Annotated in this window: 17 protein-coding genes; 4 read left to right on the top strand and 13 right to left on the bottom strand. The window is 61.2% G+C overall.

Annotated features, from left to right (window positions below; all coding sequences use genetic code 11):
- Window positions 1-83: 83 nt before the first annotated feature.
- The 7 genes from LT42_RS08270 to puuE all read right to left on the bottom strand — a co-directional run bounded on the left by LT42_RS08270 (window position 84) and on the right by puuE (window position 7,588).
- The gene (locus LT42_RS08270) at window positions 84-872 is read right to left on the bottom strand and encodes an outer membrane protein OmpK (protein WP_037011467.1); all 789 of its coding nucleotides are present in this window, start codon (window positions 870-872) and stop codon (window positions 84-86) included.
- 353 nt (window positions 873-1,225) lie between these two features.
- Window positions 1,226-2,584: a nucleobase:cation symporter-2 family protein gene (locus tag LT42_RS08265; RefSeq protein ID WP_037011465.1), complete on the bottom strand. Its 1,359-nt coding sequence runs from the start codon at window positions 2,582-2,584 to the stop codon at window positions 1,226-1,228.
- Between the two features lie 229 nt (window positions 2,585-2,813).
- Window positions 2,814-4,178 (bottom strand): urate hydroxylase PuuD, encoded by a 1,365-nt coding sequence (locus LT42_RS08260; protein ID WP_037011463.1) that lies wholly within the window; start codon window positions 4,176-4,178, stop codon window positions 2,814-2,816.
- A gap of 47 nt (window positions 4,179-4,225) precedes the next feature.
- Complete coding sequence (locus LT42_RS08255) at window positions 4,226-4,729, bottom strand: ureidoglycolate lyase (protein ID WP_037011461.1); 504 nt, start codon at window positions 4,727-4,729, stop codon at window positions 4,226-4,228.
- Window positions 4,730-5,110: 381 nt separating this feature from the next.
- Complete coding sequence (alc, locus tag LT42_RS08250; RefSeq protein ID WP_037011459.1) at window positions 5,111-6,106, bottom strand: allantoicase; 996 nt, start codon at window positions 6,104-6,106, stop codon at window positions 5,111-5,113.
- Between the two features lie 40 nt (window positions 6,107-6,146).
- Window positions 6,147-6,662 carry a 2-oxo-4-hydroxy-4-carboxy-5-ureidoimidazoline decarboxylase gene (uraD, locus tag LT42_RS08245; protein WP_037011457.1) on the bottom strand — a complete coding sequence of 172 codons (516 nt, stop codon included), beginning with the start codon at window positions 6,660-6,662 and terminating at the stop codon, window positions 6,147-6,149.
- Window positions 6,659-7,588, bottom strand: coding sequence for an allantoinase PuuE (puuE, locus tag LT42_RS08240; protein WP_037011456.1), 930 nt, complete (start codon window positions 7,586-7,588; stop codon window positions 6,659-6,661). Before puuE ends, uraD begins: the two co-directional genes overlap by 4 nt.
- Window positions 7,589-7,975: 387 nt before the next feature.
- Between puuE and uraH the strand changes: the two genes are divergently transcribed.
- Window positions 7,976-8,329, top strand: a complete 354-nt coding sequence (uraH, locus tag LT42_RS08235; RefSeq protein ID WP_037011453.1) for a hydroxyisourate hydrolase — start codon at window positions 7,976-7,978, stop codon at window positions 8,327-8,329.
- Window positions 8,330-8,416: 87 nt separating this feature from the next.
- Here uraH and LT42_RS08230 read toward each other — a convergent pair whose 3' ends face one another.
- Both LT42_RS08230 and LT42_RS08225 read right to left on the bottom strand, forming a co-directional pair.
- Window positions 8,417-9,043: a LysE family translocator gene (locus LT42_RS08230; RefSeq protein WP_037011451.1), complete on the bottom strand. Its 627-nt coding sequence runs from the start codon at window positions 9,041-9,043 to the stop codon at window positions 8,417-8,419.
- A gap of 211 nt (window positions 9,044-9,254) precedes the next feature.
- Window positions 9,255-10,601: an NCS2 family permease gene (locus tag LT42_RS08225; protein WP_037011450.1), complete on the bottom strand. Its 1,347-nt coding sequence runs from the start codon at window positions 10,599-10,601 to the stop codon at window positions 9,255-9,257.
- A 357-nt stretch (window positions 10,602-10,958) separates the two neighbouring features.
- Here LT42_RS08225 and LT42_RS08220 point away from each other — a divergent pair, with 357 nt between their 5' ends.
- Window positions 10,959-11,723 carry a GntR family transcriptional regulator gene (locus LT42_RS08220; protein ID WP_037011449.1) on the top strand — a complete coding sequence of 255 codons (765 nt, stop codon included), beginning with the start codon at window positions 10,959-10,961 and terminating at the stop codon, window positions 11,721-11,723.
- Window positions 11,724-12,304: 581 nt separating this feature from the next.
- Here the strand turns inward: LT42_RS08220 and guaD are convergent.
- The 4 genes from guaD to xdhA form a co-directional block, all read right to left on the bottom strand.
- Window positions 12,305-13,645 (bottom strand): guanine deaminase, encoded by a 1,341-nt coding sequence (gene guaD, locus LT42_RS08215; RefSeq protein WP_052075193.1) that lies wholly within the window; start codon window positions 13,643-13,645, stop codon window positions 12,305-12,307.
- Window positions 13,646-13,668: 23 nt separating this feature from the next.
- Complete coding sequence (gene xdhC / locus LT42_RS08210; RefSeq protein WP_037011447.1) at window positions 13,669-14,508, bottom strand: xanthine dehydrogenase accessory protein XdhC; 840 nt, start codon at window positions 14,506-14,508, stop codon at window positions 13,669-13,671.
- A gap of 73 nt (window positions 14,509-14,581) precedes the next feature.
- Entirely contained in the window at window positions 14,582-17,008 is a 2,427-nt protein-coding gene (gene xdhB, locus LT42_RS08205) for a xanthine dehydrogenase molybdopterin binding subunit (protein WP_052075191.1), read from the bottom strand.
- Window positions 17,001-18,470, bottom strand: a complete 1,470-nt coding sequence (xdhA, locus tag LT42_RS08200; RefSeq protein ID WP_037013124.1) for a xanthine dehydrogenase small subunit — start codon at window positions 18,468-18,470, stop codon at window positions 17,001-17,003. Before xdhA ends, xdhB begins: the two co-directional genes overlap by 8 nt.
- Before the next feature lie 319 nt (window positions 18,471-18,789).
- Between xdhA and LT42_RS08195 the strand changes: the two genes are divergently transcribed.
- On the top strand, window positions 18,790-19,449 hold the full coding sequence (locus tag LT42_RS08195) for a GntR family transcriptional regulator (RefSeq protein WP_037011445.1): 660 nt from the start codon (window positions 18,790-18,792) through the stop codon (window positions 19,447-19,449).
- Between the two features lie 3 nt (window positions 19,450-19,452).
- Complete coding sequence (gene smc, locus LT42_RS08190) at window positions 19,453-22,941, top strand: chromosome segregation protein SMC (protein WP_037011443.1); 3,489 nt, start codon at window positions 19,453-19,455, stop codon at window positions 22,939-22,941.
- Window positions 22,942-22,983 lie beyond the last annotated feature (42 nt).

The following is a 22,983-nucleotide window of genomic DNA, read 5'->3' as shown; positions in this document are numbered from 1 at the left end:
GGTGCCTGACCCGATTCCTTTGCGACGCTCGCCTGAAGCGACGTGCAGCCGGGGTTGGCCCCCATGTTCATCCCAAGATGCGCTTAGAAAAACACCTTCACCAGCAAACTGGCGGTGTTCTGGTCGGTGTCGAAATAACGCGTGTCGTTGATGCCGTATTTGTTGGTCCAGTAGTCGTACTCAATGCCCACATACAACTGCCGCTCCGGCAGGTTCATGGCTTTGCCCAAGTCATATTTGATCTGCGGGTTGAAGTGCAGGTTGGAGTGGTAATCGCCTTTGCTGTTGGACTGTTTATTGTCCACGACCCAGTCCATAAAGCCGTCAATCAGAATGTCCGATTTACCCACGGGCAGGGTGTAAGACCAGACCGGTGTAATCTGCCATGCGCCATAACCCGCCCGATGACCATCGTTGTAGCGCTTGTAGAAGTTGAGCTGGAAATAGTCAAAACCCGGGACCTTCAGATCAAAACCCGGCCCGATCAGAAACGATTCAACATCGCCTTCGCCAAACTCGTAGGTGGTGGCCAGCAACACGTCCGTGATGGGGCCCAGCTGGAATTTCTGATCGAAAATCTTGCCCAGGGACAGCCGCGGCGAGATTTCGCCGTACGTCGTGGCGTTGCCCACGCCCGCATCTTTCTTGCCGTTGTAACTGATGTAATCGAGGAAGACGAAGTTGTCTCCGTATTTCCAGCCGTCGGCATGTTCGTAGGTGAACGTCTGCTGATTCTCGGGGTTCACGGCGAAGTTCTTGCCGTAAAGATAGGTCAGGCTGTTGCTCTGCCACTGCAGTAGATCGCCCGACATCGCCGGCGCGGCGGCAAGCAGGCTACTTGCGGCCATCAGGCTGGAAAGTGTGCGTTTCATCTGGAGATTCCCTTGGTTTGACGTCGTTGTTTTTTCACGTAGTGACGCTCTGTAATGGCGCCTTGGTTGATTCACTTAGTTGTCTGTTTGGTCAGCTTTGACTGGATAGCAAGAGCTGAGCCAACACCTTGAAAAAAGACAAAAAAGCCCCGCCGGCTGTTGGAGTGACAGTCGATTGGTGTGCGTTTCATTGCCGTTTGGAAGAGGCGCTGGCTGGCCGACGCGGTGTCCGGTCGGTCAGACGGGTAGCATGTTGTTATTGGGCTGAATTCGAGCGGCGGCGGAGGATACTGACTCGCGCAGCGGCGCTCAAGTGCTCTGTGACAGAGCACTCCCGTCGAAAACAGGGCGGCCTACTGATGCGAATGCAGCGGCCCTGCCATCGCTGCACGTCCGGCGCCGCCCAGCACGTTGAACAACACGTTGAGCAGCACCGCGCTGAGGGTCGCCATGGCGATGCCGCTGTGGGTGATCGGCCCCATCCACAGCGGCAACTGGCTGAAAAACTCAGGCCGCACCACCGGTATCAGGCCCATGCCGATGCTCACCGCCACCAGCAGTTGATTGCGACGGTCCGAAATATCGGCTTCCTGCAGGATCTTGATCCCGGTCGCGGCCACCATGCCGAACATTGCGATGGCCGCACCGCCCAGCACCGCCGCCGGAATCGAGGCGACCAAATACGCGGCTTTCGGCAGCAGGCTGAGCACGATCAGGAAGGCGCCCGCGACCGCGGTGACCGAGCGGCAGCGCACCCCGGTCATTTGCACCAGGCCGATGTTCTGGGCGAACGAGGAATGAGTGAAAGTGTTGAGGAACCCGGCGAGAAACGAGGCAGCGGCGTCGCAGAGCAGGCCACGGCGCAACATGCCCGGCGTCACTTCGCGGTCGGTGATCTTGCCCAGCGCGAGGAACATGCCCGTGGATTCGACGAAGATGATCACCACCACCAGGCACATCGACAGGATCGGCGCGAGGCTGAACTGCGGCATGCCGAAGTGCAGGGGCGTCACCACTTTCAGCCATTGCGCCTGGGCCAGACCGCTGAGGTCGACCATGCCGATGACACCGGAAAGAACATAGCCCAGGCCCATGCCGATCAGCACCGAGATGTTGACCCAGAAGCCGCGCATGAAGCGGTTGATCAGCAGGATGGTCAGCAGCACCAGCGCGGCAACGCCCAGATAGAGCGGGTCACCGAAACTCACCGCTTTGCTGCCGCCGCCCGCCCAGTTGACGGCCACCGGGAACAGCGACAGACCGATCGAGGTGATCACCGTGCCTGTCACCAGCGGCGGGAAGAAGCGCACGATTTTCGACATGAACGGCGCAACCAGCATGCCGAAGAACCCCGCCGCAATGGTTGCCCCGAAGATCCCCGGCAGACCGACGCCGTCCATTCCGGCCATCGCCACCATGCTGCCCACCGCGGCGAAACTCGCCCCCATCATGATCGGCATGCGGATACCCAACGGGCCGATGCCGATCGATTGCACCACGGTGGCAATACCGGCGACCAGCAAGTCGGCGTTGATCAGAAACGCGATGTCTTCCCGCGACAATCCGGCGGCCTGACCGATGATCAGCGGCACGGCCACGGCGCCTCCGTACATCAACAGGACGTGTTGCACGCCCACCAGAATCAGTTGCAGCAGTGGCAGGGGCTGACGTGGCGGCGCAGCAGGGATGCGCGCGTGAGTGGGCTCGGACATGCAACACCTCATTTGTTCTTATTGTATGAGTACGCCCGGTGCAGCAGGGCGGTGGAGCGTTTACATCGCAGCAGTCATGGTGCGATCTTTTGTAGGAGCCGGCTTGCTGGCGAATGCTATCCATCTGACACATTGTGGTCGGTTGACACACCGCTTTCGCCAGCAAGCCGGCTCCTACAGGATTGGCTTCGTCAGGCAGATCTGCAGGGCATCAGCCCCGCCCCGTTCATTAGTTCGCCTGCGCCCCCTTATCGATCCATTGCCCCAGCAGGTCGCGTTCCTGTTGGGTCATCTGGGTGATATTGCCCAGCGGCATGATCTGCGCCGTCACGGCCTGAGCCTGAATGCGCGGGGCCAGTTGCTGGATCTGTTGCGGCGTGTCGAACATGATCCCGGCCGGCGCGCTGCTGAACAACGGGCTGGTGGGTTTGGCGGAGTGGCAGACGGTGCAGCGTTCCTGAATCACGCTATGGACCTTCTCGAAGTCCACGCCGCCGGTGCTGGCTTGCGCCGGCTGGGCTGCAACCGCCTCGGCAGGCGCTGGGGTCGAGGCCGTCACCGGGGCCGTGGCCGGGGCTGAAGCGGGTGCAGGCGCTGACGCCACGTCAGGTTTCGGCTCGTCGGCGCGATGGCCGCCAATGGCCGTGCCCGGCAGCGGCTGATACTGGATTTTCTCTGCCACGTCCGGCCCGCGAGGCATTTGCGCAGGACCTGTGACGTACGCCAGGCAAACCATCCCGAGCGCACCCACTGGCAAGGCCCAGGCGTATTTGTGGCTGTTGTGACGGGTATTGAAGAAATGACGGACCAAGACCGCACACACCGCGATCCCGGCCAGGATCAGCCAGTTGTACTGACTGCCGTAGGTGCTCGGAAAGTGGTTGCTGATCATGATGAACAGCACCGGCAGGGTGAAGTAGTTGTTGTGCCGCGAACGCAGCAAGCCCTTGGCCGGCAGTGACGGGTCCGGCGTGCGGTTCTCGGCAATGGCGGCGACCAGCGCGCGCTGCGCCGGCATGATGATGCGCAGCACGTTGCCCACCATGATCGTGCCGATGATCGCACCCGTGTGCAGGTAAGCTGCCCGCCCACTGAACACCTGGCTGAAGCCGAAACAGGCAGCGATGACCAGCACGAACAGCACCAGACCCAGCAGGGCAGGGCGTTTGCCCAGCGGCGAATCACACAGGATGTCGTAGATCGTCCAGCTGGCGATCAACGAGCCGACGCCGATGGCGATGCCGGCGCCGCCACTCAGCGTGCTGCCCGGTGCCAGCAGGTAAAGCGTGGGGTTGGAATAGAACACGATGCACAGCAGGGCGACGCCCGACATCCAGGTCCAGTAGGCTTCCCACTTGAACCAGTGCAGGTCGTCCGGCATGGTCGGCGGCGCCAGCTTGTACTTTTCCAGGTGGTAGATACCGCCGCCGTGAATCGCCCAGAGGTCGCCCGACAAACCGTCACGGGGGTTGGCGCGATTGAGGTTGTTCTCCAGCCAGACGAAATAAAAGGACGCCCCGATCCAGGCAATCCCGACGATCATGTGAATCCAGCGCACGCTCAGATTCAGCCATTCCATCAGATGTGCAGCCACAGTCTTACCCTTTGCCTGCCACCCCTTGGCGGGTGGTCGGGCCCTTCTTATAGTTGGGGATCGAGAACCATCTTCTGACTCTCTTCGAAGAAATGCTCATCGCAGTTATTGCCACTGCCACTGCGATCAACCACCAGGAAGTCATCCCGCTTTTCGATCGTCAGCACCGGGTGGTGCCAGACGCCGCGATGGTAATTAACACCCTGCCTGCCATTGGTGATGAAGGCGCGGGTCAACTCTGGTTCAGGTGCATCGCCAATGGGCGCGACCACGACCAGAAAAGGATGGCCGAGCAGCGGAATGAAGGCCTGGCTGCCCAACGGATGTCGCTCCAGCATGCTGATGGTCAACGGCATGGCCAGCGCTTCGGCGCGGAAGATGCTGATGATCGCCTTGTCCTCCGGTGTCGCCGTTTCCACCTCGGCCAGACGGTGGAAACGCATGGTCGAGCCGTTGTTGATCATGAAATGATCGCTGCCATCGGTCTCGATGACATCGCCAAACGGGGCGAAGGCGTGCTTGGTCAACGGCTCGATAATCAGTGTGCGCATGCGGGCTCTTCTGTTTCAGGTTCAGAATGAAAGCGCGTCCTCGCGGACACGGATCGTTAATGACAATGCGTCCGTGCGAACACGGATCATTAAATGACAATGCATCCTTGCGAACACGGATCGTTAAATGACATGCGTCCTTGCGGACACGGATCGTTGATGACAATGCGTCCCTGCGGACACGGATCGTTTGGGCTTGCACATTCCTGTAGGAGCCGGCTTGCTGGCGAAGAGGCCTGTTCGACCGCCACACACGCCTGGCGGTCTGTCCACCGGGTTCGCCAGCAAGCCGGCTCCTACAGGTTCATGCGTTGCTCATCCCAAGGCGTTACCACGCGGAGCGCGGGAACGATCGAACCGTTCAGTCGCGCTCGTCAGGCGTTACTTCGCAACTTTGCCCAACACCCGCAGCCGGCTCACGCCGCCATCGGGGAACACGTTCAGGCGGATGTGGGTGATCGGCCCCAGCGCCTTGATCTGCTCGACAAAGGTGTGTTCAGCATGCATCTCCAGCTTCTGACTGGGCAGCAGTTCACGCCAGAACAGGCTCTGTGTTTCGATCTGGCTGTCGGTGCCGCCTTTGACGAACGCCGCCTGGATCGAGCAGCTGTCCGGGTAGTTGCCCTTGAAATGCAGGGTGTCGACCACGACTTGCTCAACCTCACCCGCATGGCCGAGGGCGACAATCACCCAGTCATTGCCGGGCGTGCGGCGGCGTGCCGTTTCCCAGCCGTCGCCCATGTTCACACCACGGCCCGGGTTGAGGATATTGCTCATGCGCCCGAAATGCTCGTCTGAACAGGCCAGTGCGCGACCGCCATTCAACGCAGCGGCGAGGTCGATCTGTTCGTTATCGCCCACGGCTGACCAGTCCCGGTGCGGCACGCCGTACACGCGCAGACGCGCCACGCCGCCGTCCGGGTAGATGTTGAAACGCAAATGGCTGTACGCCTTGGCGTCGCTGATCTCGTGGTAATGGTGGCTGCCGCCTTTGAGCTCTACCGCGCCCAGCACTTCGCTCCAGACGGTGTTGTCATCCGGCTCACCCGACGCCAGGAAGCAGCCTTCCAGCGAGGCGGATGGCGGGTAGTTCCCGGTGAAGTACGAGGTGTCGATGTCCACGCCCTTGATGCTCCCGGCGACGCCGAGTCGGATCACCGCGCTGTCGTAACCTTCAAAACGCTTGCGCCTCGATTCCCAGCCATCCATCCACTTGCCGTTGTCGTCGAACACGCCTTCCTTCCACACCGCCGGGGTGGGCTGGAACAGGCGGTTGGCGTCGGCGAACCAGTCATCGGTGACGGAGAGGATCTTCGTCCCGAGACGCGCATCGGCCAGGTTGACGAACTTCTCGAAGGGTGCGGCGTAAGCTTTCATTCTTTTTGTCTGCCTTTGTGGGTGGGCGTGGGAGGGTCGGTCAGAGGGCTTGCAGGCGGAACATCGCGATCTTGTTGATCTCGTCGAGGGCGCAGGTGAACTCGGCGTCGGCCGTGTGGTGAATGCGCGTCTCGAATGCCGCGAGGATTTGATGCCGGTTGCTGCCTTTCACCGCCATGATGAAGGGGAACGCGAATTTCGCTTTGTAAGCGTCGTTCAGCTCGGTGAAGCGCTGGAACTCTTCGGCCGTGCAGTGGTGGATACCGGCACCCGCCTGTTCAGAGGTGCTGGCTTCGGTCAGTTGGCCTTGCACGGCGGCTTTGCCGGCAAGGTCAGGGTGGGCGTTGATCAGTGCCAGTTGCCCGGCGTGATCAGCGCTCAACAGGATGTCGCTCATGCGTGCATGCAGCGTCGCGATGTCGTCCAGCTCGTGCAACTGGCCTAGGTCATACGCCTGTTCGGCGACCCACGGCGAGTGTTCGTAGATGTCGGCGAACGCCTGGACAAATTCGTCGCGGCTGAGTGAGGAGGGGGTCAGGGTCTGAAAGCGGCTCATTCGGCAGCTCCGTGGTTGAAGGGGTGGACCTGATGCCAGTGGCGCGCGATCTCGACCCGGCGGGCGAACCAGACCTGTTGATGGCCTTTGACGTATTCGAGGAAACGCTGCAGCGAGGCCAGCCGGGCGGGGCGGCCAATGAGCCGGCAGTGCAGGCCGATGGAAAGCATCTTCGGCGCCTCGGCACCCTCGGCGTAGAGCACATCGAAGGCGTCTTTCAAGTAGTCGAAAAAGTCGTCGCCCTTGTTGAAACCCTGCACTTGGGTGAAGCGCATGTCATTGGTGTCCAGCGTGTAGGGGATCACCAGATGCGGTTTGCCGGTGGGTGTGTTCGGCTCCCAGTAAGGCAGGTCGTCATCGTAGGTGTCGCAGTCGTACAGAAAACCGCCTTCTTCCATGACCAGCCGCCGGGTGTTGGGCCCCGTACGGCCGGTGTACCAGCCCAGCGGACGCTCGCCGGTGAGTTCGGTGAGGATGCGGATGGCTTCGAGCATGTGCTCGCGTTCCTGAGCCTCGTCCATGTTCTGGTAGTCGATCCAGCGATAACCGTGGCTGCAGATCTCATGGCCGGCCTCCACCATGGCGCGGATCACATCGGGATGGCGTTGCGCGGCCATGGCCACGGCGAAAATGGTCAGCGGGATGTCGAATTGCTTGAACAGCTTGAGCACGCGCCACACGCCGGCACGGCTGCCGTACTCATAGAGCGATTCCATGCTCATGTTGCGCTGGCCCTGCAGCGGTTGCGCGGCGACCATTTCCGACAGGAACGCTTCGGACTCCTTATCCCCGTGCAGAATATTGCGCTCGCCGCCTTCTTCGTAATTGAGCACGAACGACAGCGCGATCCGGGCATTGCCCGGCCAGCGGGGATGGGGCGGGTTACTGCCGTAACCGATCAGGTCGCGTGGGTAGTCGGCGCTCACTGGATCTTCCTTATCTGCGTGTGTGCTGTGGCAAAGTGCATCGGGCGATGGCTGCTCACCACCGGGACGGTCATTGCGATGTGAGATTGTATACAACTTTATTTACAAGTTGTAACGCTGTTTTTGCGCTCAGTCCCAGTTTTGTCCTCGGGAAGGACGTTGCAAGAAACCTGCCTGCTTAGTCAAATAATCGTCTTCGAACGCCTTTGCTGCGTCGATAGCGCGACTGTGGGGCTGCCCAGCAATGAACAGCGGTGTGCCGCTAGCAGCCTGTTTTTAATTGTGTACAATCCATGGCGAAACTGTCTTAATTCACCCGTCATCTGATCGAGGACGCTCTTTTCCGGTGCGTTCAGGTCTCACACCTAACTCAGGAGGCTTCACGCCATGGGACGACTCACCACTCACGTGCTGGACGCTGCTCACGGTTGCCCCGGCAGTTCGCTGCGCATTGCGCTTTACCGGGTCGAGGGCGATCAGCTGGAGAAAATTGCCGAGGCGCTGACCAACAGCGACGGACGCTGCGATGCGCCGTTGTTGCAGGGCGATGACTACCGCTCAGGCGTCTATCAGCTGCAGTTTCAGGCGGGCGATTACTTTCGCAGCAAGGGCGTGCAGTCGGGCGGGCAGGCGTTTCTTGATGAGGTGGTGCTGCGCTTTGGCATCGATGCCGGGCAAGATCATTACCACGTCCCGCTGCTGATCTCGCCCTACAGTTATTCAACGTACCGCGGCAGCTAAGCGGCTGCCGCTCCATCGCTTTGCCCCTGTTGCTCTTGCCCGCTCACACTGCGGGCTTTTTTTCGTCCCTTGCTTTCCACCTTGAAGTCAGTGGCTGATCAACGCGGCGGTCCCCGCACTGCCGAAAAGGCCGGCGCTGACGCGGTTGAACCAGGTCTGGCCCTTGCCGGTGCGCAGGTAGCGGGCGGCGCTTTGGGCGCTGAGCCCGTAGAACAATTTGCAGCTGAGGTCGAGCACCGTCCAGGTGATGATCATGGTGATCAACTGGCCGAGGAACGGCTCGTCGGCGCGGAGAAACTGCGGCAGAAAGGCTGCGAAAAACAGGATGTCCTTGGGGTTGCTGCCACCCAGCACGAACGCGCGCCAGAACAGTGAGCCAAAGGCCGGTTTGCTGAGCGCATCGGGCACCTCGGCAGCGGTGGCAGGCCGGCGCGATTGTTGCCAGCTCTGCCAGGCGAGGTAAAACAGGTACAGACCGCCGACGATCTTCAACGCGCTGAAAAGCTGTTCGGACGCCAGCAGCAACGCGCCCAGCCCCAGCGCCGAGGCGCTGAGCAGGCAGATCGATGCGCAAACGCCACCGAGGAAGGCGGGGTAGGACCGCAACAGGCCGTAGTTGAGGCTGTTGCCGATCATCAGCAACGACAGCGGGCCGGGGATCAGAATCACCACCAGCGCGGCGCCGCTGAACAGCAGCCAGGTGTCCAGTGTCATGGGTGTTCTCCTTGTCGGTTTAAATCGAAAATATTGCCTGCGACCCCGATTCACTATCTGGCGCAAATCCACTGTAGGAGCCGGCTTGCTGGCGAACGCGGTGCGTCAAACGGTTCATCCTTTGGGCGTTGCAGCGGGTTCGCCAGCAAGCCGGCTCCTACAGAGTCCGCGTATGACCGTGATCCATCGTCAGCGCTGTCTGGGTGATGGCTTACAAAAACACAAACTTGGCGATGAAAATCGCGCACAGCACCCACAGGCTGACCGAGATCTCCCGGTGCCGACCGGTGCCTGCCTTGAGCACCACATAGGTGATGAACCCCAGCGCGATCCCGTCCGCCACTGAAAACGTCAGCGGCATCATGATCGCCGTGACAATCGCCGGGATGCTTTCGGTGGCCTCATCCCAATCAATGTGCGCCATACCGCCCATCATCAGCATCGCCACGTAGATCAACGCGCCTGCGGTCGCGTAAGCGGGAATCATGCCAGCCAGCGGGGCGAAAAACATCGCCGCCACGAACAGCACGCCCACCGTCACGGCGGTCAGACCTGTCCTGCCGCCCGCCGCCACGCCCGAGGCGCTTTCCACATAGCTGGTCACCGGCGGCACACCGACCATGGCGCCGAATACGCTGGACGCGCTGTCCGCTTTCAACGCCCGCGAGAGGTTTTCAATGCGGCCATCCTCACGCACCAAACCGGCGCGTTGTGCCACACCCATGAGCGTGCCGGCCGTGTCAAACATGTGTACGAACAGAAATGCCAGCACCACGCTGATCATGCTGACGTTGAACACGCCGGCCAGGTCCATCGCCATCCAGGTCGGTGCCAGGCTCGGCGGCATGGAAAAGATGCCGCCGTAATGCACCAGCCCCAAGCCCCAGCCTGCCAGGGTCACGGCAATGATGCTGATCAGGATCGCGCCGAACACCCGGTGATAACTGAGCACGGCAATCATCAGAAAACAGATGGCCGCGAGCAGCGGACCGGGTTCGCGCAACGAGCCGAGCTTGATCAGCGTCGCCGGGCTGTCCACCACAATGCCCGCTGTCTTCAGGCCGATCAGCCCCAGAAACAGCCCGACCCCGGCGCCCATGGCGTAGCGCAGGCTGACCGGAATGCTATTGAGCAGCCATTCGCGGATGCGCGACAGCGTCAGAATCATGAAGATCACGCCCGAGACGAAGACCGCGCCCAGCGCCGTTTCCCAGCTGTAGCCCATGGTGCCGACCACGGTGTAGGTAAAAAAGGCGTTCAGGCCCATGCCCGGCGCCAGTCCGACAGGCCAGTTGGCGTATAGCCCCATTAGCAGGCAGCCCAACGCGGCGGCGATGCAGGTGGCGACGAATGCCGCGCCATGATCGATCCCGGCATCGGCCATGATGTTGGGGTTGACGAAGATGATGTAGGCCATGGTGATGAAGGTCGTCAGGCCGGCCAGTAACTCGGTCCGGACCGTCGTGCCATGCAGGCTCAGCTTGAAAAGCCGCTCCAGCACACCTTTGTGCGGCGACGTGAGGTCGAGTGGCGCGGCTTCGGTTTTGCGACTTTCCACAGTGAAATCCTCGGGGTGTTTTTGTTGTTATTGCAAAGCCGACGGCAGGCTTTGGGAGGCGGTGGACCTGACAGGCCTGTTTGTTGACTGCGAGGTCAGAAACGTGCACGAGGGGATTATGCGTTTGTATACAAATATTGCAAATAATGTTTTTTATTATGTGTGCTTTATGGGTCGGATTGTATGCATACGAGTCCTGCTTTTACGGGCCTGTGCAGACGGGGTCGGCTGTGTACAATGCGCCATTACTTTTACTGTGACTTTGCCGGGATATCTGCTATTGGTTGCTTCAACAGTGGTCGTACCCGCCCTGATCACGGCAAGGCCCAGCGCCGGATTCTGTTCCCACGAGTGCCCATGAACGATCAGTTGCAACCCCTCAAGAAACACCCGCGTCCGACCAAGTCCGGCCGCAGCGGAACCCAGGACGACATCGTCTACGCGCATATCTTCGAGGCCATTCTCGAACAGCGCCTCGCGCCAGGCACCAAATTGAGTGAAGAAGCCCTCGGTGAGATCTTCGGCGTGAGCCGCACCATCATCCGCCGCGCATTGTCGCGTCTGGCCCATGAAGGCGTGGTGTTGCTGCGTCCCAACCGTGGCGCTGTGGTCGCCAGCCCCAGTGTTGAAGAAGCGCGTCAGGTGTTCTTCGCCCGGCGCCTGGTGGAAAAGGCCATCACTGAACTGGCCGTCGAGCACGCCACTGCCGAGCAGTTGGGCGAGCTGCGGCAGATGGTCAGCGATGAACGTGACAGCTTTGCCAAAGGGGATCGTGGCGCAGGTATTCGCCTGTCCGGGGAATTTCATCTGAAACTGGCGGAAGCGGCGAAAAACGCGCCGTTGATCAGTTTCCAGCGCAGCCTGGTGTCGCAGACCTCGCTGATCATCGCCCAGTACGAAAGCGGCAATCGCTCGCATTGCTCGTACGACGAACATACCCAGTTGATCGACGCCATCGAAGCCCGCGACGCGGCGCTGGCCGTCGACCTGATGATGCATCACATGGATCACATCGACAGCAAACTCAACCTCGACGAAGACAGCGCCTCGGACGACCTCCACGCCGTGTTCTCGCACCTGATGCTGCCAAAGAAAAAAGCAGGCCGCAGCACCGCGGCCTGACCCCAGCCGTTCGCTGCAGCACCTGTGGGAGTGAGCTTGCTCACGATTGCCTCGGGTCAGCAATGCATGCGGTGGCTGAAAGAGTGCCATCGCGAGCAAGCTCACTCCTACAGTGGTTGGTGGTATTCGCGAATGGTTGATCTGGCCAAGGACCTGTAGGAGCGCGCTTGCCCGCGAACACGGTGGGTCAGCCATGCACGCGGTGGCTGAAAGAATGCCATCGCGAGCAAGCTCACTCCTACAGTGGTTGGTGGTATTCGCGAATGGTTGATCTGGCCAAGGACCTGTAGGAGCGCGCTTGCCCGCGAACACGGTGGGTCAGCCATACACGCGGCGGCTGAAAGAATGCCTTCGCGGGCAAGCTCATTCCCACATGGACCATGTTTGCTGCGCGACAGCGCGGCGTCTGGACGACGACGAATCTCCTACACTTTCTGACGCTCATCCAATCCGCATTGAACGCAAATCTCTGTAGGAGCAATCGGAGGTTACGACGGTCGCGAAGCGGCGGGCCTGCGACATCAATGTCGGCTGACACACCGCATTCGCAGGCAAGCGCTTCTACCGTTCGCGGCGCTGCCTTACCGCTTATGCACCAACACCCCTGCCGAATACGTTTCGCTGACGGTGCGGTCGTCGCCCAGCGTCATCAACACAAACAGCTGCTCTTCGATGCTCGTCGCCTGTTTCATGCGGTACGACAGCAGCGGTGTGGCGTTGAAATCCAGCACCACGAAATCCGCTTCGCTGCCCGCCTGCAGGTTGCCGATCTTGTCTTCCAGCCGCAGTGCGCGAGCCCCGCCAAGAGTCGCCAGGTACAGTGATTTGAACGGGCTCAGCCTCGCTCCCTGCAACTGCATGACCTTATAAGCCTCGTTCAATGTGTGCAGCAGCGAAAAACTGGTCCCCGCGCCAACATCGGTGCCCAGGCCGACGTTGACCTTGTGCCGCTCCGCCATCGGCAAATCGAACAGCCCGCTGCCCAGAAACAGGTTCGACGTCGGGCAGAAGGCAATGGCCGACCCGGTTTCGGCCAGGCGCTCACATTCCTCGTCGCACAAATGAACGCCGTGGGCGAACACCGAGCGTTGGCCCAGCAAGTTGAAATGGTCGTACACGTCCAGGTAGTTTTTGTGCTCGGGGAACAGCGCCTTGACCCATTCGATCTCTTTCAGGTTTTCACTGATGTGGGTCTGCAGGTAAAGATCCGGGTATTCGGTCAACAGTTGGCCGGCGAGAGTCATTTGCTCCGGCGTGCTGGTCGGCGCAAACCGTGGCGTCACCGCGTAATGCAACCGGCCCTTGCCATGCCAGCGCTCGATCAGCGCCTTGCTGTCGTCATAGCTGGACTGCGCGGTGTCCACCAGATAATCCGGCGCGTTGCGGTCCATCATCACCTTGCCGGCGATCAGCCGCAGATTGAGCTTTTCGGCGGCACTGAACAGCGCCTCCACCGACGCCTTGTGACGGCTGCCGAACACCAGCGCCGTGGTGGTGCCGTTGCGCAGCAATTCGTTGAGAAAGATGTCGGCGACCTGCGCCGAGTGCTCGGGGTCTTCGAACTGCTTTTCGCAGGGGAAAACGTAGGTGTTGAGCCAGTCAAGCAACTGCTCGCCGTAGGACCCGATCATGCCGGTCTGCGGCAGATGGATATGGGTGTCGATGAAGCCCGCGGTAATGAGCGCGTCGTCATAGGCCACCACTTCGACGTCGTCGGCGAGCGTGGCCAGCAAGTCTTCTGCATCGCCGAGCGCGACGATACGACCGTCTTCAACCAGCATCAGGCCGTCTGCGAAGTATTCGTACGACGCCTCCACGCCCACCTCGGCGGGGTCAGCGAGGCTGTGCACAATCGCAGCGCGGTAAGCTTTTTTAGCGTGGGGCAGTGCTTGGGGCAGTGCTTGGGACAGAGGGGTGGTCATGTCTGGATTCGTTCTTCAGGGATTCAGGGCGTCAGGCTGCGGCGTGAGGCCGGCAGCAGACGGGCGACAGGTTCGGCGGACACGCTGTGCTCGCCGAAATGAGCGTTGTAGGTGGCAATCACTTCGCCGGCGATGGACACGGCGATTTCCATGGGCAGCTTGCCTTTGACCTCGGTCAGGCCCATCGGGCAACGCATGCGCTGCAGCGCAGCGGCGTCGAAGCCACGATCACGCAAGCGGTGTTCGAATTTGACGCGTTTGGTTTTCGAGCCAATCAGCCCGAAATAGCCGAAGTCACCGCGCTTGAGGATCGCTGCGGCCAACTCCAGGTCCAGTTGATGGTTGTGGGTCATGACGATGCAATAGCTGCCGGCCGGTAGATTGTCGACTTCTTCGATGACGTCCTCGGTGAGGACCTGCGTCACGCCCTCAGGCAGATGCGCTGGAAATTCACCCTCGCGAGAATCGATCCAGCGCACCCGGCAGGGCAGGCTGGCAAGCAAGGGCACCAGCGCACGACCGACGTGACCGGCACCGAACACAGCGATATGCGCCTGGGGCTGGCCCATCGGTTCAAACAGCAGGACATTCACCCCGCCGCAGCACTGACCCAGGCTGGCGCCAAGGCTAAAGCGCTCCAGTCGGGTGTGCCCACTGCTACTGGCGAGCATGTCCCGGGCGATTTCCATCGCCTTGAACTCCAGGTGACCGCCGCCAATGGTGTCGAAAATGCGCTCGGCGCTGACCACCATTTTCGAGCCGGCATTGCGTGGCGTCGAGCCGCGTTCCTCGATGATGGTCACCAGCACACAGGCCTCGCCCTGGCGCTGCAGATCGGCGAGGGCGCTGATCCAGTTATTCATGTGATTCTCCTCATCGAACATCGATCGTACCCACGCTCTGCGTGGGCACGGCGGCTATGACGCTCGGCGTCGCTCAATCGGCGCGGAGCGTCTCGGGCTGCATTCCCACGCGGAGCGTGGGCACGATCTGCGAAGCCGCTGAATTGCGTCGCAACGCGCGCATTTGCTCACATCCCCACAACACCCGTTCCGGCGTCGCAGGTGCATCAATCCTTGGCTGATGCCGGTAATCCCCCAGGCTCGCGACGGCGTCCTTGATCGCACACCAGGCGGCGATCCCCAGCATGAACGGTGGCTCACCCACAGCTTTGGAGTGGAACACCGTGTCCTCGGGATTCTTGCGGTTCTCGACGAGTTTTACGCGCAGGTCCGCCGGCATGTCGGCCACCGCAGGAATCTTGTAACCCGCCGGGCCGTTGGTCATCAGCTTGCCCTTGTCGTTCCACACCAGCTCTTCAGTCGTCAGCCAACCCATGCCTTGAATGTAGCCGCCTTCGACCTGGCCGATGTCGATGGCCGGGTTCAGTGAGGCGCCGACGTCATGCAGAATGTCCGTGCGCAGCATCTTGTACTCACCGGTCAGCGTGTCCACCAGCACCTCGGTACACGCCGCACCGAAGGCGAAATAGTAGAAAGGCCGGCCGCGCGCCTGGCTGCGATCGTAGAAAATCTTTGGCGTCTTGTAGTACCCGGTGCTCGACAGCGACACCTGGCCCATCCAAGCCTGCTGCGCCAGGGTGTCGAAGCTGATCACTTGGTCGCCAACGCGCACGTGGCCGTTGCGAAATTCCACGCGCGACTCATCGCACTGGTAATGCTTCGCCGCGAATTCCACCAGCCGCTGCTTGAGGATTTCCGCCGCGTTCTGCGCTGCCTTGCCGTTCAGGTCGGCGCCGCTGGACGCGGCCGTTGGCGAGGTGTTCGGCACCTTGTCAGTGTTGGTCGCGGTGATTTGCACGCGGTCGATATCGACCTGGAACACTTCGGCCACCACCTGCGCCACTTTCACGTTCAGCCCCTGACCCATCTCGGTGCCGCCATGATTGAGGTGGATGCTGCCGTCGGTGTAAATGTGGATCAGCGCGCCAGCCTGATTGAGGAAACTGGCGGTAAAAGAAATGCCGAATTTCACCGGGGTCAGTGCCAAGCCTTTCTTCAACACCGGGCTGCTGGCGTTGTAGGCCTGGATGGCTTTGCGTCGCTCCACGTAGTCGCAGCTTTGCTCCAGCTCGGCGGTCATCTCTTCAAGCATGTTGTGCTCGACCGTCTGGTAGTAGTGCGTCACGTTGCGCTCGGTCTTGCCGTAATAATTCGCCTTGCGCACCGCCAGCGGGTCCTTGCCCAGATGCCGGGCGATGACGTCCATTACTTCCTCGATGGCGACCATGCCCTGCGGGCCGCCGAAGCCGCGGTAGGCGGTATTCGATGCAGTGTTGGTCTTGCAGCGATGACCGTTGATGGTGGCATCGCCCAGGTAGTAAGCGTTATCGGCGTGAAACATCGCGCGGTCGACGATCGAGGCCGACAAATCGGGCGAATAACCGCAGTTGCCGGCCAGGTCCAGCTGGATACCCTGCAAGCGCCCGTCGTCGTCAAACCCCACGTCGTATTCGACATAAAACGGATGACGCTTGCCGGTCATCATCATGTCTTCCATGCGCGGCAGGCGCATCTTGGTCGGTTGCCCGGTGAGGCGAGCGATCACTGCGCACAGGCAAGCCGGGCTCGCGGCCTGGGTTTCCTTGCCGCCGAAGCCACCGCCCATGCGCCGCATGTCCACGACGACTTTGTTCATCGAAACGTCCAGCACTTCGGCGACGAGCTTTTGCACTTCGGTCGGATTCTGCGTCGAGCAGTAGACGATCATGCCGCCATCTTCAGTGGGCATGACCGAAGAAATCTGCGTCTCCAGATAGAAATGCTCCTGGCCGCCGATGTGCAGCGTGCCCTGAAGCCGGTGGGGCGCGGACGCCAGGGCGGTGGCCGAATCGCCGCGCTGGTGAGTGTGGCTGTCGAGCACAAAGTGCTTGTTGCGATACGCCTGAACCACCTCCAGCACCGGCTCCAGGTCTTCGTACTCGATGATCGCGGCCATCGCCGCCTTGCGCGCGGTTTCCAGATCCCGAGCCGCCACGGCAATCACCGGCTGACCAACGAACTCCACCGTGTCGATGGCCAACAACGGGTCGCCCGGCAGCAGCGGACCGATGTCCTTCAAACCCGGAATGTCGCCGTGGGTGATGGCGATGCGCACACCCTCGAAGGCGTAGCAAGGCGATACGTCGACGCGAACGATGCGCGCGTGGGCACGATCGGACAGGCGTGCGTAGACGTGCAGCTGATTGGGGAATTCCAGACGGTCATCGATGTAAATCGCTTCGCCGGACACGTGCTTGTCGGCACTGTCGTGCTTGACGCTGCGGCCGACGCCGGTGGTCAGGTCCTGTTGAAACAGGGCGAGCATGTCCTCTTGGGACCTGGCTGAATGATGGTTAGACATAGTCTGTCACCCGCGTCTGAATGTGGGGCGTCTTCACTTCAATGAAGTACTTGCGCAACAGGTTTTGCGCGCTGAGCAGCCGGTATTCCTTGCTCGCGCGGAAATCCGTCAGCGGGGTGAAATCTTCTGCCAGCGCCCCACACGCACGCTCCACGGTGGCCTCGGTCCACGGCTGCCCGATCAGCGCCTGCTCGCAGCGCGTGGCACGTTTGGGAATGGCCGCCATCCCGCCAAATGCAGCGCGGGCGTCGACGATGACGTCATTTTCCACCTGCAGCCGGAACGCCGCACAGACCGCCGAAATATCGTCGTCCAGCCGCTTGGACACCTTGTAGGCGCGGAACGTCTGTCGGGCGTTGGCCCGGGGCACGATGATGCGCTCGATGAATTCGCTTTCCTGCCGCGCGGTCACGCGGTAGTCGATGAAGTAATCCTCCAGCGCCAGGATGCGGCGCTGCTCACCTTTGCGCAGCACGATTTGCGCACCCAGAGCGATGAGCAGGGGCGGGGAGTCACCAATGGGCGAGGCGTTGCCGATGTTGCCACCGAGGGTGCCCTGATTGCGGATTTGCAGCGATGCAAAACGGTGCAGGAGCTGGCCGAAGTCCGGGTACTCGTGGCTCAGCGCGTCATAGCAGTCGGTGAGTGATGTGGCCGCGCCAATCTCGATGCGGTCGTCGAAGTGCTGGACTGTTTTCATCTCGGCCACGTTGCCGACGTAAATCATTACCGGCAGCGGGCGGTGAAACTGGGTGACTTCAAGGGCCAGATCGGTGCCGCCGGCCAACAGCCTGGCGTGCGGGTGAGCACTGTAGAGATCGGCCAGATCGGCCACGGTCAGCGGCACCAGGCAGCGCTTGTCGCCGCTGTCCAGTTCGCCGGTCTGCGTCGGTACGATGGCCTTGAGGCGCGCAATGGTCTGGGCCTTCAGGGCATCGAACTGGTCCGCTTGCGGTGCTCTGCAGCATTGCTCGGCGGCAGCGAGAATCGGTCGATACCCGGTGCAGCGGCACAGGTTGCCGGCCAGGGCCTCGTGGGCCTGGGCCTGTCTGGATTCAGACGACGCGTTCTCGGTGCTGTTTTTCTGCAGTGCAAACAGCGACATGATGAAGCCTGGTGTACAGAACCCGCACTGTGAGCCGTGGCAGTCCACCATTGCCTGTTGAACGCTGTGCAATTGACCCCGATGTTTGAGGTCCTCGACGCTGAGCAATTGTTTGCCGTGCAGCGAGGCCACAAAGGTCAGGCAGGAGTTGAGGCTGCGATAACTCAGTTGCTCCTGTCCCGCAGCATCGGTGGTCAATTCGCCCACCACGACAGTGCACGCGCCGCAGTCCCCGCTGGCGCAACCCTCTTTGGTGCCGGACTTGTGCAGATGCTCGCGCAGGTAATTGAGCACCGTCACGTTGGGGTCCAGAGCGTGTTCGGTTTTCAGCTCTTGGTTCAGCAGAAACTGGATCACGGGTCGCGCCTCGTTCTTGTCGTTGATAAGCACCGCTCACAGCCGCCGACGAGCGTGTCATCGAACGTGTCGATGAATTTATCAGCTCTGACTATCGGGTCAATAAATTTCTGACTCAAAGGTCAAGAAAATCACTGTTTCGTTTCATTGCCGACCGACCGTCGTTGCTACAGCGGGTCGTGGCGGTGAGAACCAGTGGTCAGAACTTCCATGTTTCTGCTTATTTCGTGCCAGTTTCCACAGGATGGCCCTGCGCCACAGGTGAGCAGTGCGATACACTCCGCCGCTTGTTTGCAGCTAATGAAGTTGAAGGAAAGAAATGACGTTCAAGGCACCTGACAGCCTCGCCGAGCAGATCGCTCATCACCTTGCCGAACGGGTCATCCGCGGCGAGCTCAAGCCCGGAGAGCGGATTCAGGAACAGAAAGTCACGGCCGCGCTGAATGTCAGCCGCGGTTCGGTGCGCGAAGCGTTGTTGATTCTGGAGCGTCGTCACTTGATTGTGATCCTGCCGCGCCGTGGTGCGCAGGTGTCGGTGCTGACCCCGCACAACATCACCAGCTTGTGCGCGCTGATGAGCGAAATGTACATCCTGCTGGGCCTTGCCGTTGCGCGCAGCTGGAAAGAGCCGCTGGACCTCGCGCCCTTCATGCAGATCCAGCAGCGGCTGATCGCCAGTGGCGAACGCCAGGACGTCAAAGCCTTCGTTGAAGACAGTTTCAACGTGATGCGCGCGGCCTATCCGTTCGCCAACAATCCCTACCTGGAAGAGACCGTCGAGAACCTGCAACCCTCGATGAGCCGTTTTTATTTCCTGGCGCTGGACCAGCGCCAGGCAGAAATGAGCGAGTACCTGACCCTCTTCAGTCAATTGCTTGAAGCGGTCGTGGTGCGAGATCTTGCGCGCATCCGCGATGTGCTCACCCGTTACGCCGAGCGCAGCTGCCAGTCGGTGCTGTCCGCCCTGGAAGCCAGCTGATCCATGCGCCTGAAGTGCATCAGGCTGGCGGGGTTCAAATCGTTCGTTGACCCGACGACCGTGAACTTCCCCAGCAACATGGCGGCCGTGGTCGGCCCCAACGGATGCGGCAAATCCAACATCATCGACGCGGTGCGCTGGGTCATGGGCGAAAGCTCGGCCAAGAACCTGCGCGGCGAGTCGATGACTGACGTTATCTTCAATGGCTCCACCAGCCGCAAGCCGGTGAGCCAGGCGAGCATCGAGCTGGTTTTCGACAATTCCGACGGCACGCTGGTCGGTGAATACGCCAGTTACGCCGAGATTTCCATTCGCCGCAAAGTCACCCGCGACAGTCAGAACAGCTATTACCTGAACGGCACCAAATGCCGCCGCCGCGACATCACTGACATCTTCCTCGGCACCGGCCTGGGCCCGCGCAGCTACTCGATCATCGAGCAGGGCATGATTTCCAAGCTGATCGAAGCCAAGCCCGAGGACCTGCGCAATTTCATCGAAGAAGCGGCGGGCATCTCCAAGTACAAGGAGCGTCGCCGCGACACCGAAAACCGCATCCGGCGCACCCACGAGAACCTGGCACGCCTGACCGATTTGCGCGACGAACTGGGCCGTCAGCTGGAGCGTCTGCAGCGTCAGGCCCAGGCCGCCGAGAAATATCAGGAATACAAAGCCGAGGAGCGTCAACTCAAGGCGCAGTTGTCTGCGTTGCGTTGGCAGGCGCTGAACGAACAAGTGGCACAGCGCGAATCGGTGATCGGCAATCAGGAAGTCGGCTTTGAGGCGCTGGTGGCCGATCAGCGCAGTGCCGACGCCGCTATCGAACGCCTGCGTGATGGCCATCACGACCTCTCCGAGCGGTTCAATCTGGTACAGGGCCGTTTCTACTCGGTGGGCGGTGACATTGCGCGCGTCGAGCAAAGCATCCAGCACGGCCAGCAACGCTTGCGCCAGTTGCAGGATGACCTGCGCGAAGCCGAACGTGCGCGCCAGGAAACCGAATCCCACTTGGGCCATGACCGCACGCTGTTGGCCACGCTTGGCGAAGAGCTGGAAATGCTCGAGCCGGAACAGGACATCACCCTTGCGGCCGCCGAAGAATCCGCCGCCGCGCTGGAAGAAGCCGAAACCGCAATGCACGGCTGGCAGGAGCAGTGGGACGCTTTCAATCTCACCTCTGCCGAGCCCCGGCGTCAGGCCGAGGTGCAGCAGTCGCGCATCCAGCAGCTGGAAACCAGCCTGGAGCGTCTGGCCGAGCGTCAGCGGCGGTTGGGCGAAGAGCGCCAATTGCTCGCGGCTGATCCTGAAGACGCGGCCATTCTTGAACTCAGCGAGGACCTTGCTGCGCGCGACATGGCTCTCGAGGAACTGAATGCTGAAGAAGAGCAGCTTATCGAGCGCCTTGAGCAGCTGCGCGTCGATCTGCAGCAGGCCACGCAGTCGCAGCAACAGGCCCAGGGCGATTTGCAACGCCTGAACGGCCGCATCGCCTCGCTGGAGGCGCTGCAACAGGCTGCGCTTGATCCGGGCACCGGCACGGCGGAGTGGCTGCGCGATCATCAACTGAGTGAGCGTCCGCGACTGGCGGAGGGGCTGCGCGTTGAGGCCGGTTGGGAACTGGCGGTGGAGACCGTGCTGGGCGCCGATCTGAATGCTGTGCTGGTCGACGAATTTGCCGGGCTCGACCTGGCCGGTTTCAGCCAGGGCGACCTGCGGCTGGTGAGCGCCGGCGCCGACGTGACGCGCATCCCTGGGAGTTTGCTCGACAAGGTCGAGACACAGGTCGATCTGACCCACTGGCTGGGCCCGGTCAAACCCGTTGAAACCCTTGACGATGCGCTGTCGCTGCGCGGCCAATTGAGCGCCGGGCAAAGCCTGATCAGCCGCGATGGCTACTGGGTCGGGCGGGATTTTCTGCGCGTGCGCCGGGCCAGCGAGGCCGAAAGTGGCGTGCTGGCCCGGGGGCAGGAATTGCAGCGTCTAGAGGCCGAGCGCGAAGAGCGTGAAGCCACGCTGGCGGCGCTGGATGAACAACTGCTCAGCCAGCGCGAGCAGCAGCGCACCCAGGAAGATCACCGCGAGCAATTGCGCCGTCGCTTGCAGGACGAAGCCCGTCAGCAAAGCGAGCTGAAAGCGCAGTTGTCCGCTGCCAAAGCCAAGGTCGAGCAGTTGACCCTGCGGCGCACCCGGCTGGACGAAGAATTAACCGAGCTCGCTGAACAGCGGGCCATGGAGCAGGAAACCCTTGGCGAGTCGCGCCTGCAACTGCAGGACGCCCTCGACAGCATGGCGCTGGACACCGAACAGCGCGAACTGCTGCTGGCCCGGCGCGACAGCCTGCGCGAGCGTCTGGATCGCGTGCGGCAGGAAGCTCGTCAGCACAAGGATCACGCCAACCAGCTGGCCGTGCGCCTCGGCTCATTGCGTGCCCAGCACGATTCCACGCGCCAGGCGCTGGAGCGTCTGGAGATGCAGTCCGAACGCCTGACCGAAAAGCGCGAGCAACTGAGCCTCAACCTGGAGGAGGGCGCCGCGCCGCTGGAAGAACTGCGCATGAAGCTCGAAGAGCTGCTGGAGAGGCGCATGGTGGTCGACGAGGAAATGCGCACCGCCAAGAACGCGCTGGAAGACGCTGATCGCGAGTTGCGTGACGCCGAGAAGCGCCGCACCCAGGCCGAGCAGCAATCGCAGCTGTTGCGCGGGCAGCTGGAGCAGCAGCGCCTGGAATGGCAAACCCTCACCGTGCGACGCAAGGCCTTGCAAGAGCAATTGCACGAAGACGGCTACGACCTGGACGGCGTTCTGACGACCCTGACCGTTGACGCGAACGAGAAAGACGCAGAGGACGAGCTGGAGCGCATCGCCGCGCGGATTCAGCGGCTGGGTGCGATTAACCTGGCGGCCATCGACGAGTATCAGCAGCAGTCCGAACGCAAACGCTACCTGGACGCGCAGGACGCCGACCTGGTCGAGGCGCTGGATACGCTCGAAAGCGTGATCCGCAAAATCGACAAGGAAACGCGCAACCGCTTCAAAGAGACCTTTGATCAGATAAACAGCGGAATTCAGGCACTCTTTCCAAAAGTTTTCGGTGGCGGCAGCGCTTACTTGGAACTGACGGGCGAAGATTTACTCGATACAGGGGTGACGATCATGGCGCGTCCTCCCGGCAAGAAAAACAGCACGATTCATTTGCTGTCCGGCGGTGAGAAGGCCTTGACCGCACTGGCACTCGTTTTCGCCATCTTCAAGCTCAACCCGGCGCCGTTCTGCATGCTCGATGAAGTCGACGCACCGCTGGACGACGCCAACGTGGGGCGCTATGCCCGGTTGGTCAAGGAGATGTCACAGACGGTGCAGTTCATCTACATCACCCACAACAAGATCGCCATGGAAATGGCCGATCAGTTGATGGGCGTCACCATGCACGAACCCGGCTGTTCGCGGCTGGTGGCGGTAGACGTGGAGGAGGCGATGGCGCTGGTGGAGTCATAGTGGATGCGCAGTTGATCGCGCGGCGGTCATGCAGATTGATGG

The sequence above is a fragment of the Pseudomonas lutea genome (assembly GCF_000759445.1).
Lineage (GTDB): Bacteria > Pseudomonadota > Gammaproteobacteria > Pseudomonadales > Pseudomonadaceae > Aquipseudomonas > Aquipseudomonas lutea.
The sequence above is the reverse complement of the archived record's forward strand: the minus strand, read 5'-3'. Positions and strand labels throughout refer to the sequence as shown.

Bases quoted from the DNA above. Each gene is read 5' to 3' on its own strand.
- LT42_RS08270 (WP_037011467.1), bottom strand. From the start codon at position 872: ATGAAACGCACACTTTCCAGCCTGATGGCCGCAAGTAGCCTGCTTGCC.
- LT42_RS08265 (WP_037011465.1), bottom strand. From the start codon at position 2,584: ATGTCCGAGCCCACTCACGCGCGCATCCCTGCTGCGCCGCCACGTCAG.
- LT42_RS08255 (WP_037011461.1), bottom strand. From the start codon at position 4,729: ATGCGCACACTGATTATCGAGCCGTTGACCAAGCACGCCTTCGCCCCG.
- alc (WP_037011459.1), bottom strand. From the start codon at position 6,106: ATGAAAGCTTACGCCGCACCCTTCGAGAAGTTCGTCAACCTGGCCGAT.
- uraD (WP_037011457.1), bottom strand. From the start codon at position 6,662: ATGAGCCGCTTTCAGACCCTGACCCCCTCCTCACTCAGCCGCGACGAA.
- uraH (WP_037011453.1), top strand. From the start codon at position 7,976: ATGGGACGACTCACCACTCACGTGCTGGACGCTGCTCACGGTTGCCCC.
- LT42_RS08230 (WP_037011451.1), bottom strand. From the start codon at position 9,043: ATGACACTGGACACCTGGCTGCTGTTCAGCGGCGCCGCGCTGGTGGTG.
- LT42_RS08220 (WP_037011449.1), top strand. From the start codon at position 10,959: ATGAACGATCAGTTGCAACCCCTCAAGAAACACCCGCGTCCGACCAAG.
- guaD (WP_052075193.1), bottom strand. From the start codon at position 13,645: ATGACCACCCCTCTGTCCCAAGCACTGCCCCAAGCACTGCCCCACGCT.
- xdhC (WP_037011447.1), bottom strand. From the start codon at position 14,508: ATGAATAACTGGATCAGCGCCCTCGCCGATCTGCAGCGCCAGGGCGAG.
- xdhB (WP_052075191.1), bottom strand. From the start codon at position 17,008: ATGTCTAACCATCATTCAGCCAGGTCCCAAGAGGACATGCTCGCCCTG.
- LT42_RS08195 (WP_037011445.1), top strand. From the start codon at position 18,790: ATGACGTTCAAGGCACCTGACAGCCTCGCCGAGCAGATCGCTCATCAC.
- smc (WP_037011443.1), top strand. From the start codon at position 19,453: ATGCGCCTGAAGTGCATCAGGCTGGCGGGGTTCAAATCGTTCGTTGAC.